Origin of the sequence: Alloscardovia macacae, from assembly GCF_002259705.1 — a bacterium.
GTDB lineage: Bacteria > Actinomycetota > Actinomycetes > Actinomycetales > Bifidobacteriaceae > Alloscardovia > Alloscardovia macacae.
This window is the reverse complement of record NZ_MWWT01000001.1, coordinates 154849-172113: the sequence shown is the minus strand read 5'-3', so window position 1 is coordinate 172113 and position 17265 is coordinate 154849. Positions and strand designations below refer to the sequence as shown.

Genomic DNA, 17265 nt, shown 5'->3' with positions numbered 1-17265 from the left:
TCCTCCTTATGCTGCTTTTCCGGCCGAGCGCGAATATGGGTCAATTGCATCTCTAAGCCCATCGCCGATCATCTGAACGGAAAACGCCAGAATGATGAGCACGGCTGCCGGGATGGCCAGAACCCACGGCTGCGTAACGATGACGCTCTGCCCTTCGTTCAGGATGGTGCCCAGCGACGTATCTGGCGCCTTAATGCCCAGGCCCAGGAAGCTCAGCGTCGTCTCCGCAGACACGGTGGACACCACGCCCAGAACGGTGTTAATGACGAGAACCGAGCCGAGGTTCGGAATAAGGTGACGCAGAATGACGGTAAACGGCCGCACACCCATGAATTTCGCCGCACGCACGTAGTCGCGCTCACGAATGCTCATGGTGATGGTCCTCAGGACACGCGCGAGACCCACCCAGCCGAAGATGGTCAGGCCGATGGTCAGCCACAGCCAGCCCGACGTACCGCCCGCCGAGCGCACGAGGATAGCCACGAGGAGCGTGGACGGCACCACGAGCAGCATGTCGAGCACCCACATGCCCACTTTCTCCGTCAGCCCTTCGAAGTAGGCGATGCCCACGCCGTAGACCGCCGCGATGAAGGTGCTCAGGATGGAGCTCAGGAAGGCGATGGTCAGCGACCGCCCCAGACCGCGTACAACCATGGCGTACAGGTCTCCGCCACCGTCCGTGGTACCGAAGTAGTGGTCAGAGTTCGGCGGGACTCCGAGGGATGCGAAGTCCAGATCCTCATAGTTCCAGTGCGTGAGCATACCGCCGAAAGTGGCCCACAGCACGAGCAGCAGCAGGATGACGAGTCCCGCCACCGCAGACGGCCGGCGCATGAAGCGGCGCGCGTAGAGCGTGAAGCGTCCGGTGCGCTTGATGGATTCCGTTTTTTCTTCTTGTTCTGCCAATTTCCTCACCTCTAGTTCAATCGAATCCGAGGGTCGAGCCACGCTGCGACGATGTCCGCGAGGAGAGCACCCACCAGCGTGCACACGCCGGAGAATGCGGCGATGGCCACAGTGCCATTAATGTCATTCTGTCCTATGGTGGTCACGAAGTAGCGGCCCAAGCCGTTAATGGCGAAGACAGATTCTGTGACGGTGGCACCGGTGAAGACGCCTGCGATAGAGAACGCCACAGACTGTGCCGTAGGAATGAGTGAGTTCCTCAGGGCGTGACGGCGAATGGCCTGATTCAGGGTCAGACCCTTAGCGCGAGCCGTGCGCACGTAGTCTGCATTCATCTCATCGAGCAGATAGGTGCGCTGCGTGAGGTGGTAGCCCACAGCTCCGCCGAGAGTCATGGAAATGGTCGGCAGGATGAGGTGCTGGAGGAAATCGAGGAACCACAGGCCGAAGTTCTCCCCCTGGTAGGAATGCAGTCCCGTCACATAGAAGAGACGCGAGCCAGCCACAGTATTTACTTCTATGGCGAAGAAGACCACGGCCACAGCGAGCACTGCTGGCGGAATCACGAAGATAAAGGTGGCTATGGAGTTCAGCACGCGGTCCTGCCACTTATACTGGCGGATAGCGGTATATACACCGATAGATACGCCTATGACGATGCTCAGAACGGTGGCGAGAGTCACGAGCTGGAGCGAAGCACCCATACGCGAGACGATAGCTTCCCCCACGGAAGACTGGTCGGGAGCCTTCCCCCAATCCCAGCGCGTGACCACGCCCGTCAGCCAGCGCACATAGCGAGTGATGACCGGAGTCTGGTCATTAATGTTCGCATTATCCAGTGCATGGTTAATGGAATCCATAGGTGGACGCGGATTCCTGGACATGTAGTTCGACCGTGGGTCCATAAACGCACTCGCGAGGAAATACGTCATAGTGATGGCCACGAACAGCATGACACAGTAATTCGCTATGCGCTTAGCCACATACCTGAGCACCGTGCCTCCTTTTATCATGGATGAGTATATAAGTCAATATCATACTCCCCACATGTACTTAGGAGGCTACGGCCACGACACGGCACTGAAACGACACTTTTCAGCGTTTCCAAGGCGGCGCATTCGTATGGAGTCCGAACATTTGAGTATTGCGTCCGAAAATGCGTCTCACATTTTAAGATAACTCTCTGCTCGGGGCATAATTCCTTAGTTTTTAGACTCCTCAAGCAGCTCGAAACGTGCGCCGAGGAAGACGATGTACGCCACCCCCACAGCCACGACGAGGATGGCACCCACCTGGCCCAGCGCATCGGATGCCACGCCCATGAGTGGGGGTACGATGGCTCCGCCGATGAGACCAGTAATCATCAGCCCCGAGACTTCATTCTGACGCTCCGGCATGTCATTGAGCAGACGGGACATGACGATGCCGAAGACGTTCACATTCCCCACGCCAGCCAGTACCGTGGCCGTCCAGAAGACCCACACCGGAGGATTTACTGGAGCGAGTGTGAAAACGAGGAAGAGCGCTACGCAGGCCACCATAATGCCACCGCAGATGCGCAGTGCCGTACGTCCGCTGATGCGCGGCAGGATGATGCCCCCGAGGAAGCTTCCCACCATGCGGCCGATGAAGTACACCATGGTGGCCGCCGTAGCTATGCTGATCTCTATGCCCGTGTTCTCGCGAAGGATGCGCGGGAGTTGGGCATTCAGGCCCACGTCGATGCCCACGTGCGCGACGATGCAGAGGAAGCCCAGCAGCACGGCCGGATGCCGCAGCAGCTGCGCGGTCTGGCGCACGGACAGGCCGTCGGACGCATACGTCGGCTCTTCGATGACGTCCAATTCCAGCGCTACCGCACCGATCACCGCGACGACGAGATACACGACGAACAGGCCCCACCACGCGCCAAACTCCATGAGCATCCAGGCAGCGATGTACGGGGCGAGCAGCGAGGCGATGGCCCGCACGAACTGACCAGTGGAGAGCATTCCCGCGAGACGCTCACCCGTCACAAACAGCGCCATCAGAGGGTTCAGCGCCACCTGCATGAGCGCATTACCGATGCCGAGTAAGCAGAAGGAGACGACGATGAGCGCGAAACGTAGCGTTCCCTCCGTGGCCATGTACGCGATAACGGGCACGATCATAGAGCCCACGGTAATCCAGATGGACAGAATCACCGTGCGACGGCGGCCGATGGCATTCATGACCATGCCCGTGGGAATGGACAGGAGAAGGAACCAGAAGAACACCATGGTGGTGAAGAGATTCGCCACGGTGTCACTCAAGCCAAATTCCGGCTTCACATAATTCGTGGCAGTGCCTACAAGATCCACGAAGGCCATGATGAAGAAGGCGATGAAGACGGGGATAATCTGCGCCACTTTCATCTTCTTCGCAGCATTCGGGGTGTTCGGGGTCTGCGGTGCCGCCTGGGCCACCTGGGTCGTCTGAGCTCCCTGCCCGGTCGCGTCTGTACTCATACACGAAGCCTTTTCTCGAAGTGTTTACTACTCGCCTGGGGGCATTTTTTCGCGGCGCTGTGTGGCTCACAGCTGTGCGTAAAATGCAGTGCTTATCTATACAGAACGCAGACAGGAACGCATGTGAGGCACACGCCTATGCGAGCCTCTCTGCGCTCATGAGAACTCATACAAGTATAGCGGAAGGAGTACCGAGGAAAGGAAGAGTGTACATGCGCACTGGGGATAGGAGGGGATAGGAAAGGGGCATCCGAGAATTTCTTCCCGAATGCCCCTCCTTTCTCGACTGCTAGGATGCTCCTACCACTTCCTCCTACTGAGCGCGACGCCTGCGTGCCATGGTTACCCCTGCGAGTCCCACTACGAGTAGCGCGAGCGCGGTAGTGAAGAGACCAGACTGGTCTGCGCCTGTGCGTGCGAGAGCTCGAGCATTCTTGCGCTCTGCCTGCTGTGCCTCACCCTGCTTCGTCTTTACCTGCGTACGTACTGTGGTATAGGTGATATGCAGAGGCTCGTCAGCATCATTCCCTGTAGCGTCCGCTTCAGGAATAGTCGAGATGGATGGAGCTGTATAGCCTGCCACTTCTGGTACAGCTGCAGCCGGGAACTTCGCGGCAGACCACGTGCCCTCTGTAATGACACCCGTTACCTTATTTCTTACGTTCACGCGCTTCAAGGTCACTGTCTGAATAAGAGGATCTGCTATCTGCTTTCCCGTCTCATCCGTGAAGGTGAGTGTACGCGTCACTGTCTTTTCCTCAGGAACTTCTTCTGTACCCTGTGGGTAGGAGACTGTGACATCGGTATTATCTGCAGTGTCTCCCGTCACATCCATAGCTTCCACTGTGGTCATTTCTGGAGTGTCATAGTTTTCTACAGAAGGAGCTGCGAGCGCGGCGAACTTCGCCGTGGACCACGTTCCCTCCGCGAGAGCACCCGTAACGAGATTCTTCACATTCGTGCGTGTGAGCTTCGCTGTCTGGATGACTGGATTTGCTACAGCCGTCTTCGGATCAGTGGCATCCACGAAGGAGATGGTACGCGTGACCGTCTTCTCTTCTGGGATGTTCTGTGTACCCTGTGGGTACTTCACGGTGACCTCAGAATCAGCCGTCGCTTCTGCTTCTGGAACGGAAGCCTTGTCTGGATCCTTATAGTTATCTACCTTCGGAGACACGACCTCATCCCACTTAGCTGTGGACCACGTTCCTTCCGTTACTGCCTTCGTCACGAGGTTTCGAATATTCGTACGCTTCAGAGTGGCAGTCTGAGGCACGCGCAGCGCGATTTCCTTTCCATCCACAGCATCCACATACGTAATAGTACGGGTGACCGTCTTCTCCTCTGGAACTTCCTCCGTAGACTGCTTATACTGCACCTTTATCTCAGAGTTTTCAGTCGTGGAGGTCACGTTCAGCTCTGGCGCAGAAGCTGGATCTGGTGCGTCATAATTCTCTACAGCAGGGAATGCTACTGCGTCGAACTTTCCAGTAGACCATTCTCCCTCGGTCAGAACATTCGTGACGAGGTTTCGCACATTCGTGCGTGTCAGGGTCACTGTCTGCACCTTATCAGGCGCTACAGTCTCCCCCCTCGTCGCATCCACATACGAGATAGTGCGCGTGATAGTCTTCTCTTCTGGGATGTTTACTGTACCCTGAGGATAGTGCACGGTTTCTTCTGCATTCGCAGTCTCTGCTGTGACGTTCATCTCTGCAAAAGATGCGGTATCTGGAGTACCGTAATTCTTTACTTCTGGAGAAGTGACAGCCTCCCACTTCCCCGTCGACCACGCACCCTCAGCCACCTTATCTGTGACGAGATTATGCTTATTCGTACGGGTGAGTGTCACCGTCTGCACCTTATCAGGTGCTACAGTCTCCCCACTCGTCGCATCTACATAGTGAATAGTACGCGTCACCGTCTTCGACTCTGGCACATCCTCTACATGCTGTGGATAGGAGACCGTCTCAGTCTTATCCTCCGTAGCATCTGCCTCAGGAACAGACGGCTTATCTGGAGCATCATACTTCGTTACAGAAGGAGACTGCACGGCCTCGAACTTAGCAGACGACCATGTACCCTCAGTGACCACGCCCGTCACGAGATTCTTCACATTCGTACGCGTGAGAGTCACCGCCTGCACCTCATCTGGAGCTACAGTCTCCCCACTCGTCGCATCTACATAATGAATAGTGCGCGTCACCGTCTTCGAGTCCGGCACATCCTCCGTACCCTGCTGATACCGCACGGTCACCTCAGCATTCTGTGTCTCCGGAGTGATGCTCACTGCCTCGACAGTAGGGGTATCTGGATTCACATAATTCTTTACATCTGGAGACTTTACAGCCGCCCACGACGCTTCAGACCATGCGCCCTCAGTGACGTCGTTCGTCACCTTATTTCGTACATTCGTACGCGAAATAGTGGCAGGCTGAGCCTCATCTGGAGCTACAGTCTCGCCACTCGTCGCATCCACATAATGAATGGTACGCGTCACCGTCTTCGACTCAGGTACATCCTCGGTATCCTGCTCATATGTCACTTCTACCGTGGTATCCGCAGTAGTCCCCATTACCTGAGCTTCAGGAACAGAAGTCTTCGACGCAGGCTTATAGTTCTCCACAGACGGGGACTTTACTTCAGGCCACGACGCTTCAGACCACGCACCTTCCTTTACCACAGTATTCGTGACAGTGTCCCACGTATTCGTGCGGGTCAGGGTTACCTTCTGTACTTCAGGGGCATGCACTGATCCCTTCGTCGTCGCATCGAGATACGTAATAGTACGCGTGATTTCCTTCGTTTCTTCTCGCTCCTCGAGCTTGTGGTACACGTAGAGAACATCACCGTTTGCAGCGGTTTCCTTATCTACATAGCGATATCCATCGATATCCTTCTGCGGAGCATCCGTGCCCACCACCGGATCCGCACCTGGAATATCCGTCTTCGTATGGTCCACGAAACGCGTCATCATGCGGTGATAGATAAGGCGTGTACCAGCATTCGGAGAGGCAGGCGTCTCACGCATCAAGTGATATCCAGCGATGTCACGGCTCGGATTCGTATTCGAATACACAGAAGGCTGAATTTCTCTTCCAGCTTCGTCGTAAAACTCCGTAATGTCCAGACTGCTGAGGTCTGCTATCTGAGCATTTACCACTTTATACTCAGGATTCTGCGCTCCCGTATCCGCTCCTGAATCCGTCTGACTCGTCTCGAATACACTGAATTTATCTTTCTGAGCATTCAGATTATTCCTCGTTACATCCACGACGTTATTCCCGAGGTTTACATTAAACCCATACATGGCTGGGATGCTCCCGCTCATCACGCGCACTGTTACTGACGTATCAGTAGCATTCACTATCTCGAGCTGTGCGGAGATGTTCTGGATGATATAGGCGCCCTGCGCATTTACCCTCTGCGGCGCTACTTTTTGATTCCTATTCTGTGGCTGTACCGTAGTAGGCCCTGTCTTCATGAGTTCATCACGAAGGAAGGTCAAGCCGGACTTCTCAGACAGCGTCACTGTCAGCTCATCTCCCACCTGAAGGTCTTTCTTCGGCACGACCGTGAGCTGATTCGTCGTCTGCACTACTGTAGGAGCAGTAAACGTCATAGTACCGTTTAGACGTACTAATGGATTCTTTTCTACAGGGAATGGAGGGATAGTGAAGGTAGTTCCCACGCTTCCCTCTCCATGCACTGTCGTCACCGAAGCTTCGAGCGTGTACTCGGTATTCGCGAAAACTACAGGCTGAGATCGTTTTTTTGACGAGAAGGTAAAGGATGTTCCACTCGGAACGTCCCCGCTAAAGATAGCTCGCGCCTTCGCTACCCACGATGTACCGAGCTCCGTATCCGACTGAAGCTCCGGATTCAGAGAGTTTTGCTTCTTTACCTCCGGAGTATCCAAGCCAAAAACGGACAGGGTTCCTATCTCCTGCCCAGAGGCATTCAAAAGCTTCGTCCCATTCAGCGTATCCGTGCTCACATTTCTAAAAGAATACTCCACGTAATCCCCCGCATGAGCATCCGCGCTCAGCGTGGTCGTCACCGATAATGCCTGGTCTGCGACGTTAAAAGCGGTTCCTTTACCCGTTACAGACCCCGTTATACTATTCGCCACGGCCACGCCTGTGGCTTCCGCGGCAGAGCTCACCTGTAGGAGGGACGGCATCATCCCTACCACAGCAGCCATTATAGCCAGCACTCCCAGGAGTATGGCCGCCACTTTTCCCCGTACTTTTATACTTTTCATCTCACTAGCCCCATCGTTTCCCGCGCAGTTCCGGAGAACCACCCTTCCGCAGAAAAACACTTCGCTGTTTCTCTTCCATTTCTAGAATACATCATTCGCGGAATAGAAAAGTGGCGGGAAGACACGCCGTGTCTTTCCGCCACTTTTAGCGAAGGGAAAGGAAGAATTGACCTTCCTCGAGCTACCGAGCTACTGACGCAGCTTCTTCAGACCGAAGCCTGCCAGGGCAGCGAGCAGAACAGCTCCAGCCAAAGCCAGAACGTTCGAACCCGTGCGGGCCAGCTGAGCCTTCTGCGTCTGCTCAGCCTGAACAGCAGCCGGGGTCTGCTTATAGACGATGGTGATGGTCTCATCCTTCGAGCTGCCCGTAATCTGAGCTGCAGACACCTCGAGCTGGGAAGGATCCACGTATCCGGCCACCTCAGGCGAAACCTGCGTATCCACAGTACCCGTGGACCACTCGCCTTCCGTCACCGCACCGGTGACGAGGTTACGGATATTCGTGCGCTTGAGCGTCACCTTCTGGACCACAGCATCGGCGATCTCACGGCCGGAACCATCCACATAGCGAATCGTACGGGTGATGGTCTTCTCCTCAGGGACCTCTTCAGTGCCCTGAGGGTACTTCACGACCACAGACGAGTCAGCAGTCTCAGCCGTCACGTCGAGAGCATCCACGGATGCGAGGCTTGCAGCCAGGTAGTTCGCCACCTCAGGAGACTCCACAGAGTCGAACTTCGCCTCAGACCATACACCTTCGGTTACCGCGCCAGTGACGAGGTTACGGATGTTCGTGCGGGTCAGTGTCGCCTTCTGTTCGACGGTCTTCGCTACCTCAGTCTTCTCGTTCGCCGCATCGACGTACGTGATGGTACGGGTGATGTCCTTCGACTCAGGAACCTCTTCCGTCCCCTGTGGGTACTTCACGACCACAGACGAGTCAGCAGTCTCAGCCGTCACATCTGCCGCATCCACGGAAGCGGTATCAGGATCTCCGTAGTTCTTCACAGCAGGAGACTTCGCAGCATCCCACTTCGCGGTAGACCACGTGCCTTCCTTTACCTCGCCGGTGACGAGGTTACGGATGTTCGTGCGCTTGACGGTAGCGGTCTGCGTGACGGTGTCGGCCACCTCGGTCTTCTCGTCCGTCTCGTCCACGTAGCGAATCGTACGTGTGATGTCCTTCGACTCAGGAACTTCCACAGTGCCCTGCGGATACTTCACGACCACACTCGAGTCTTCCATGTCTGGCGTCACATTCAGTGCTGGGACGGTAGCAGTGTCTGGCTTACCGTAGTTTTCCACGGTAGGAGACTGCACTGCGTCGAAGCTGCCCGTGGACCACGTGCCCTCGGTCACTGCGCCGGTGACGAGGTTACGCACATTTGTGCGGGTGAGCGTCACCGACTGCTGGACGTGCGTGACTATCTCCTTACCATCCACTTCGTCCACGTACGTGATGGTACGCGTGATGGTCTTCGACTCAGGAACGTTTTCCGTACCCTGAGGGTACTTCACGACGACGTTCTCGTCTTCCGTCCGCGCCGTAATGTTCACCGCATCCACGCTGGCCTTATCTGGAGCGGCGTACTTCTCCACGGTAGGAGAGGTCACAGCATCCCACTGCGCGGGAGACCACTGGCCTTCGGTCACAGCGCCAGTCACCTTGTTACGCACATTCGTGCGGGAGATGGTGGCCTTCTGCTCTACGCTCTTCGCCACTTCAGTCTTCTCATCGGAAGCGTCCACATACGTGATGGTACGCGTCACAGTCTTCGACTCAGGAACCTCTTCCGTTCCCTGAGGATAGGTGACGGTGAGCGTGCTGCTCGGAGTACCCACAGTCACGTCTATAGCACCGATGGTCGCATCGGATGGCGCACCGTAGTTCTCCACTGCTGGGGATGGTACCGCCTCAAAGGAACCCGTAGTCCAGGTACCTTGCGTGACAGCGCCCGTTACCTTATTCCGCACATTCGTACGCGTCAGCGTCACGCGCTGTTCCACAGTCTTCGCCAGCTCCTTCGAGCGGTCAGACGCATCCACATACTTAATCGTACGCGTGATGATGCGGCGCTCAGGAACCTCTTCGGTCCCCTGAGGATACTTCACGACCACAGACGTGTCCGTGGAGTCCCCGTTCACAGCGAGCTCATCCACACGCGCCGTATCTGGAGCATCATAGTTATCCACCGATGGCGAGTCCACAGCGTCAAACTTACCCGTAGACCAGTCGCCATAGGTCGTGATCTCGCCCGTTACCTTGTTTCGCACATTCGTCCGCTCGATGGTGACGGTCTGCTCTTGAGTCTTCGCGACCTGCTTCGACTCGTCAGACGCGTCCACATACGTGATAGTGCGCTTCACGGTCTTGCGTTCCGTGACGTTTTCCTCACCCTGGGTGTATGGAATGGTCACTTCCGCATTCTCGGTATCCGAGGTCACGGTTACTTCGTCCGCGCGAGGAGCGCTGACAGCGAGGTCATAGTTCTCTATCTGTGGCGCATCCACCTTCGGCCACGTCGCGGTAGACCACGTGCCTGGCGTGATGATGTCACCGGTTACCGAGTCCACCACGTTCGTCCGCTTGATGGTCACGGTCTGCGTCACAGGGTCATGGATTTCCTTACCCGTGGTCGCGTCGATGAACTTCACGGTACGGGTGACGGTCTTCGTTTCTTCCTTTTCGGCCGTCTTATGGTAGACGTGCACGGTGTCACCGTTATCCTCGGTGGTCGTGCTGATGTACGTCCAGCCCTCGATATCGCGCTTATCTTGCGTTCCGTCTACTTCCGGATGTCCTGGGATTTCCGTTCCTTTTTCGTCCACGAAGCGCGTTTTAAGCTTATGGTAGATGTTATCCACGTCTCCGCTGGAGGACGTCGTCGAGCGGATGAACTTGTAACCGTCAATTTCTACTCCTGGGGACTTACCCACCGTGCGAGACTTAATCTCGTTCCCCTTTTCGTCATGGTAGGTGGTGAGGTTTACAGGTCCCGCGTTCGTAGCTGCACCCTGCACGGAATATCCACTTGCTTCTCCTACGGCCTCGCCTGCTATAGTCTGCGTGGTATCAGGTACGCGGAAGCGAGAGTTATTATTCGTGAAGTTATTCTGTGTCAGATCCACTACATTCGCGCCCAGCGGGATATCGAAACTACGGAGCACTGGTATACGTCCGCTGATGATTTTCACCGTAATGGACTTCGCGGTGACGTTTGTCACCTGTAAAGTAGCGCTTGGAGACTCGATAATGTAAGCACCGTTCCCATTTACAGGGGTCTGCGTGGTCACCCGACGAGTCGCCGTCTTCGTGATAGCGGCAGTCTTCACTTTACTAGGAATAAACTGGATACCCGAGGCATCTGAAAGGTTTAATGTTACTTCATCTCCAGCATTCAGGTCCTTCTGCGGAACGAACACGAGAGTCGAATCCGTCGTCATATTCTGGTTTGAATCGAACGTAATGGTACCGATCACTCCCACACTAGGGCCACCCGTAGAAGGTGGATAGAGTGGGATAGTGAGTGTGTTCTCTATGCTACCCGTCCCATTCGTGGTGGTTACAGTGGAGTGAAGCTCATAGTTCTTATTCGCCCAGACCACCGGCATGGAGACGCCTTTGGATGAGAACTCGAAAGTGGTTCCGTTCGGATAACGCTCTATTTCACTGTTAAACACTGCACTCACTGTGGCTGTCCAGGAATCAAGCGTCGTATCCTGCTGGAGGGACGCGTTTCCGCTGGACTGCTTATTCACCTGGGTCACAGCCACACTAATAACGCGCAGCTTACCGATGATAGTGCCGTCAGCCAGTTTAATATCCTGGTTATCCAGAGTAGTGGAGGCCACATTCGTGAACGTATACTCCACATAATCGCCAGCCGAAGCAGCTTCGGTGGTCGTGGTCTTCACTGTCAGCTGCTGGTTCGTCACACTCGATGTTCCAGGCGTCGCACTGAGCGTGCCGGATATCTCATTCGTCACTGCCTTTGCTGTAGCAGCATTACCTGGCAGAATGCCAGGTATAATCATGACTACAGCCAGAACGACTGCTGCGAATGCCGCCAGCATTATCTTGGCAGGGTTTCTATAAGCCCTTAAATTCATGTACTTCCTTTTTATACGCGTCTGGAAAAACATCTGAAAAAATGATCCAAAAACGCTCTAAACATAGCGTAAAGCTATAATTCTTTCCACATGCAAGTCTATAGGCTTATCCATCCTTTCGCCACTTCGCACTATGCCTTATCTCTCACAGCAGAGTAATCCCAGTACCTACACACCAGTGTGATATTCGTCACATGAAAAGGGTCGCCGCATGTCTGTGCTCGTTCTGCACAAAACCTGAGACGACCCTGAAAAGAAGCTGAAAGTTTTTACTCTTCTATTACTCTTCTATCAGCGAATACCGAGCAGCGAGTACCACCACATAAATCACGCAGATAGACATCACTGCCACGCCACCTATCTGGCCGAAAGCATCCGCTGCCACGCCCATGAATGGCGGGATAATGGCTCCACCCACGAGACCCATAATCATGAGACCCGAGATCTCATTCTGCTTATCCGGCACATTATTCAGTGCGCGTGCCAGAGAGATGCCGAAGACGTTCACATTACCGAAACCAGCCAGGAACGTGGCCGTCCAGAATGCCCAGACAGGAGGATTCACAGAAGAAAGCGTAAAGAACACATACAGTACCGCAGACGTACCGAGGAAGAGCGCACACAGACGCAGCCCAGCCTTACTGCTGATGCGCTGCAGTACGATGCCACCGAGGAAGCTGCCCGCCATACGGCCGATGAAGTACACCATGGTAGCGAAGGTGGCCACGCTCAGCTCGGTCGCCGTATGCTCCATAAGGATGCGCGGAGCCTGCGCATTCACGCCCACGTCGATGCCCACATGCGCCACGATGGCCAGGAAGCACAGCAGGATAGTCGGATCTTTCAGCAGACGCACAGTGTCCACGAAAGAAGTCTGCTCCGCCTTCAGCGGCGGCTCGTCGATGCGGTCGAGCTGGAGAGCGACCACGCCCACCACAGCGATGACGAGGTAAATGGCATAAATGCCCCACCATGCGTTATACGCAGCCGCGAGCCATGCGGCGATGTACGGAGCGATGAGCGAGGCGATGGCCTTCACGAACTGACCCGTGGTGAGCATCGATGCCAAGCGGTCACCCGTGGCGAAGAGCGCCATCAGAGGGTTTAGAGACACCTGCATCAGCGCATTACCCATGCCCAGCAGGCAGAAGGAGACCACCATGAGCGCGAAGCGCACGTCACCGCTGGCACCCATGTACGCCACAAGTGGCACGAACATGGCAGCCACGGTCACCCAGATGGCCACGATGACCGTCTTTCTACGGCCTATCTTATTCATGAGCATGCTGGTAGGAATGGACAGGATAAGGAACCAGAAGAACACCATCGTGGTGAACAAATTCGCCGTGGAATTCGAGAGATTAAATTCTGGTTTGACATAATTCGTCGCCGTTCCCACGAGGTCCACGAAGGCCATAGTGAAGAACGCGATAAATACTGGGATAATCTGTATTATCCCAGCTTTCTTAGGAGTAGTCATACTACCTCGATTTTTCTCCGCGCAGCAGGCATCGCTGTACCCCTTCTCTCGGTCTATCCTCAGCCATGCATGCGTGGTTTTTATCAATTCCGCTGTATCAGCGAGACCACGTGCGCATGTGCGCGCGGAAAACTCGCCTTATCAAGGATACACTACGAAGACGACTGTCCAGGTATGCATGCTCACGTATACATACCCTGTACTCGCACCTCCTACCGCGGACGCTTCGACGCCACTTCGAAAGCAGCTTTCGCCAGCGCGTTCAGCTTTTCCAGCTGTGCGAGCTGCTGCGCGCTGCTCCTCGGCTCGAATGTCCCGTACCGGTGTTCCGCAGCCTTCTTCAGCAGGAAATCTGCCAGCTGCGGATTCTTCGGCAGCACCGACCCGTGCATATACGTGCCGATGACGTTATACTTGCGTGCACCTTCCGTATAATCCGTGCCGTTATTCCCCGTGCCTTCCGCGTGCACTTCAGCCCACGGCTGCGTCTCGTTCGAGTTCACGATGGTCTGACCGGAATGGTTTTCATACCCCACGATGGCTCCACACTCGGCGGTCGTCTCCACGAGGTTTCCTATCATGCGCGTATCCTGACCCACCGTATGCACGTTCAGCACGTTAATGCCCGGCAGGCGCTGCCCCTCCACAGTCTCGAAGTACTCGCCGAAAAGCTGATACATGCCGCAAATGAGCAGCATAGGCACGCCTTCTTCTGCCAGCGTGTGCAGGATGTCCGCGTGTGCGAAGAGGTCCTCGCTGATGACGGCCTGCCCTTTATCCTGACCGCCGCCGCCGAGGATGAGGTCCACGTGTTCAGGCCATGCGTCGCCCACGTTATACGCGTGAATACGCGGTTCGTAGCCGTAGAGCCGCGCGCGCAGCTCCATAGTCTTCACGTTTCCCGTGTCCCCGTAGATGTTCATATCGTTCGGGTAGAGCGAGACGATGTCCAGTACGCGGCTGTCCTCGTTTTTTTCGTTATCCAATTCTTCCTCCTACAGTCCCACGTCTTCCACGTCCGCTATCTGTGCCATGGCGGAGCGTGCGGCCAGCATGGCAGTGTACGTGCAGTAGATGTGCTTATTCCGCCCTGTCGTCTCACGGACGAAGGACTTCACCGCTGCGGCCACATCCTCCTGAACCGCTCCTACGTGTACTTCGTCATAAGCGAGGCGCAGAGCCATATCCGTGGCACGCACCCCTGCCACCGTATGCACTCCCGTGCCCTGTAGCGAGCTAAAGTCCACGTCCCACAGCCAGCTCATATCGCGCCCATCGGCATACTCATCGTTAATGATGATCATGGTCTCATGGTCTTCAGCCGCGAAAGACTTCAGTGCCAGCCTAAATCCCATAGGATTCTTCACGAGGATGAGCTCCACCGTGTCTTCTCCCACGCGGATGGACTCGCCTCTCCCGAAGGCTGGGGTCACCGTGGAGACGGCACGCACGAGGTCCCCCGCATCCGCTTCCATCACTTCGCGTACCATGGCGAGTGCGCCGGCGGCATTAAACGCGTTATAGACGCCTTCGAGCTTCAGTTCAGCCTCGTAAGGCTGCGGGTCTCCCGCGAAGCTCAGCCGCGCCTTATGTCCGTCGAGTCCAGTGAGCGCCACACTCGCCTCGTGCGCATGGGATGGGTTTGCTGCCACAGCGTCCTGAGCATGCATAGCATCATCCGAGGGGAAGAAACTCAGCAGGTCATCCGAAAGCCCGTAATAGGCCACATTACAGTGCGCGAGCTCAGCGAGCGCTGCCACGCGCGGGTCTTCCCTGTTCAGCACCACAGTCCCCGTGGTAGCGGCCGCTACCGCACCGAGCATCTTCGCCGTGGTGTCTATCTCTCCGAAACGGTCGAGTTGGTCTCGAAGAACGTTCAGCAGTAACGCGTACCGCGGCTTTACCTTCTCGACGAAATGCACGGCATACGCCTCATCCAGCTCGAGCACAGCCACATCTGCCTGCAGCCGCCCGCGCATGTCTACGGCGTCAAGCAGAGCGGAGACCACACCGCGCGTAAAGTTCGAACCGGTCGGATTCGTGAACACGCGCAGACCCAGCTGCTCGAGCACCTGCGAGACGATGCGCGTGGTGGTCGTCTTCCCGTTCGTACCCGAAACGAGGACCACGCCATACGGAAGCTGCGCGAGCGTGCGGGCCATAAAGTCTGCATCCATCGCCTCGACCACGCGTCCTGGCAGCGCCGTGCCACCCTTACCTCCAGAGCGTAGGCGAGCTGCCGCGCGCACGGCTTTACCGAGCGCTGGTGTGAGCGACGAAAGAAAAGTCTTCGGCATATCTAATCCCCTTATACCCCTTATACTCCCTGGCTGTAATCCGTGGCCATATCCATAAAGCGCGACAGGTGCCCCTGGAAGGCTAGCGTGAACGTGGCCGTCGGTCCGTTACGGTGCTTCGCCATAATGATGTCTGCCTCACCCGGACGGTCTTCCTGGTCGTACGCGTCCGGACGGTGCACGAGCATGACCACGTCCGCGTCCTGCTCGATAGAGCCGGATTCGCGCAAATCCGAGATCATAGGCGTGCGGTCTGCGCGTGCTTCTGCACCACGATTCAGCTGAGAGAGCGCCACGACCGGCACTTCCAGCTCTTTGGCGAGGAGCTTTAAGGAGCGCGAGAACTCGGAGACTTCCTGCTGACGCGACTCCACGCGCTTCCCTGAGCTCATCAGCTGCAGGTAGTCGATGACCACGAGACGCAGGCCCTGGCGCGCGAGACGCCGGCATTTCGAGCGAATTTCCATCATGCTCATGTTCGGCGAGTCGTCCAGATACAGCGGCGCGTCTGCGATGCGGTCCTGGAAGGCGTTCAGCTTTCGCCATTCGTCCTCATTTATATTCTCCGCTTCCCTGAGCGCGCGCAGTGGAATGCCCGTTTCCGCCGAGATAATGCGCTGAGATAGTTCCAATTTACTCATTTCCAGAGAGAACACTGCCGTCGGCATATTCTCATGCAGAGCGGCATGGCGCGCGAAGTCGATGCCTATGGTGGATTTACCCATACCTGGGCGGCCTGCCACCACGATCATCTGCCCTGGCTGCAGACCATTCGTCACATTATCGATATCGCGGAAGCCAGTATATACGCCAGGAACCATGGCTCCGGACTGAATTTCCTCGATGCGGTCCAGAGTGCTTTTCACACTTTCGCCGATGGACTGGTAGTCCTGACGCACGTGGCCATCCGAGAGCTGGTAGACGGAGTTCTGTGCGAGATTTACCACTTCTTCTGCATCGGCAGATTCTGCTGCAAAGCCCATCTGAGTAATGCGGATACCCGTCTGGATCACGTCGCGCAGCATGGCATCCCTATGGACGATATCCGCGTAGTGGATGGCGTTTATGGCTGCTGGCACGGCATGCATAAGGCTGGCCAGGTAGTCTGCACCATCTACCTTCTCCAGCTCCTGCTTGACGCGAAGCGTATCTGCCACGAGCACAGCATCCACCTGCTCGCCCGCCGCGAAACGTTCGATGATAGCCGAAAAAATGGTCTGATGCTTCGGAATGTAAAAATCATGTGCACCGAGGATTTCGCTGACTTCGGCGATGACGTCATTACTGAGCAGCATGCCACCGAGGACAGCCATCTCTGCCGTCTCGTCATACGGTGGAGTGCCGCCGAAGAGGTCATCATCGCGGCGGCGCTGAGAGCGCTGCTGTCCAGACTCAGAACGCCAATCACTCGAAAAAGTATCATCAGTCATGTTTTCAGGCATACGCTCATTCTAGTCGAGAGGCGGGAGGGAACATCCATTCCGCTATCTAGTGGCAGAAAAATATCCACACACTATACCTAGTTCGAGTGGAAAACTCCTCCCCAAAACCAGAGTTATCCACATTTTTTATGCGTGTCGCGCTCAAATCTGCGTATAACTGCCAGATTTATCCACAATTTGGGGATAAATAGGTGGATAACTTGGGGATAACCCGTGGATAAGCCCCTGTATACATCCCATACGCAGCTCTCCAGCGGTGAAAAATCGTGTCGTCGGCGAG

At 55.8% G+C, this 17265-nt stretch carries 9 protein-coding genes; all 9 read right to left on the bottom strand.

Annotated elements, in window-relative coordinates; translation table 11 throughout:
- Nucleotides 1-6: 6 nt before the first annotated feature.
- Nucleotides 7-906: an ABC transporter permease gene (locus tag ALMA_RS00700; RefSeq protein ID WP_244568810.1), complete on the bottom strand. Its 900-nt coding sequence runs from the start codon at nt 904-906 to the stop codon at nt 7-9.
- 11 nt (nt 907-917) lie between these two features.
- Nucleotides 918-1901 carry an ABC transporter permease gene (locus ALMA_RS00695; protein ID WP_169712291.1) on the bottom strand — a complete coding sequence of 328 codons (984 nt, stop codon included), beginning with the start codon at nt 1899-1901 and terminating at the stop codon, nt 918-920.
- A gap of 207 nt (nt 1902-2108) precedes the next feature.
- Complete coding sequence (locus ALMA_RS00690; protein ID WP_169712299.1) at nt 2109-3299, bottom strand: MFS transporter; 1191 nt, start codon at nt 3297-3299, stop codon at nt 2109-2111.
- Between the two features lie 406 nt (nt 3300-3705).
- Entirely contained in the window at nt 3706-7608 is a 3903-nt protein-coding gene (locus ALMA_RS00685; protein ID WP_158520622.1) for a mucin-binding protein, read from the bottom strand.
- Nucleotides 7609-7845: 237 nt separating this feature from the next.
- Nucleotides 7846-11730 carry a mucin-binding protein gene (locus tag ALMA_RS00680; RefSeq protein ID WP_158520621.1) on the bottom strand — a complete coding sequence of 1295 codons (3885 nt, stop codon included), beginning with the start codon at nt 11728-11730 and terminating at the stop codon, nt 7846-7848.
- A gap of 316 nt (nt 11731-12046) precedes the next feature.
- A complete protein-coding gene (locus tag ALMA_RS00675) occupies nt 12047-13246 on the bottom strand; it encodes an MFS transporter (protein ID WP_094725949.1) in 1200 nt (399 codons plus the stop codon).
- Nucleotides 13247-13458: 212 nt separating this feature from the next.
- Nucleotides 13459-14232 (bottom strand): type 1 glutamine amidotransferase, encoded by a 774-nt coding sequence (locus ALMA_RS00670; protein WP_275542021.1) that lies wholly within the window; start codon nt 14230-14232, stop codon nt 13459-13461.
- Nucleotides 14233-14241: 9 nt separating this feature from the next.
- Nucleotides 14242-15543 (bottom strand): Mur ligase family protein, encoded by a 1302-nt coding sequence (locus ALMA_RS00665; RefSeq protein ID WP_094725948.1) that lies wholly within the window; start codon nt 15541-15543, stop codon nt 14242-14244.
- A 20-nt stretch (nt 15544-15563) separates the two neighbouring features.
- Nucleotides 15564-16985 carry a replicative DNA helicase gene (gene dnaB, locus ALMA_RS00660; protein ID WP_086106916.1) on the bottom strand — a complete coding sequence of 474 codons (1422 nt, stop codon included), beginning with the start codon at nt 16983-16985 and terminating at the stop codon, nt 15564-15566.
- Nucleotides 16986-17265: the final 280 nt, after the last annotated feature.

What these genes read in the sequence shown, in the direction of transcription:
- ALMA_RS00690 (WP_169712299.1), bottom strand. Translation starts at nt 3,299, where the DNA reads ATGAAAGTGGCGCAGATTATCCCCGTCTTCATCGCCTTCTTCATCATG.
- ALMA_RS00680 (WP_158520621.1), bottom strand. Translation starts at nt 11,730, where the DNA reads ATGCTGGCGGCATTCGCAGCAGTCGTTCTGGCTGTAGTCATGATTATA.
- ALMA_RS00675 (WP_094725949.1), bottom strand. Translation starts at nt 13,246, where the DNA reads ATGACTACTCCTAAGAAAGCTGGGATAATACAGATTATCCCAGTATTT.
- ALMA_RS00665 (WP_094725948.1), bottom strand. Translation starts at nt 15,543, where the DNA reads ATGCCGAAGACTTTTCTTTCGTCGCTCACACCAGCGCTCGGTAAAGCC.
- dnaB (WP_086106916.1), bottom strand. Translation starts at nt 16,985, where the DNA reads ATGCCTGAAAACATGACTGATGATACTTTTTCGAGTGATTGGCGTTCT.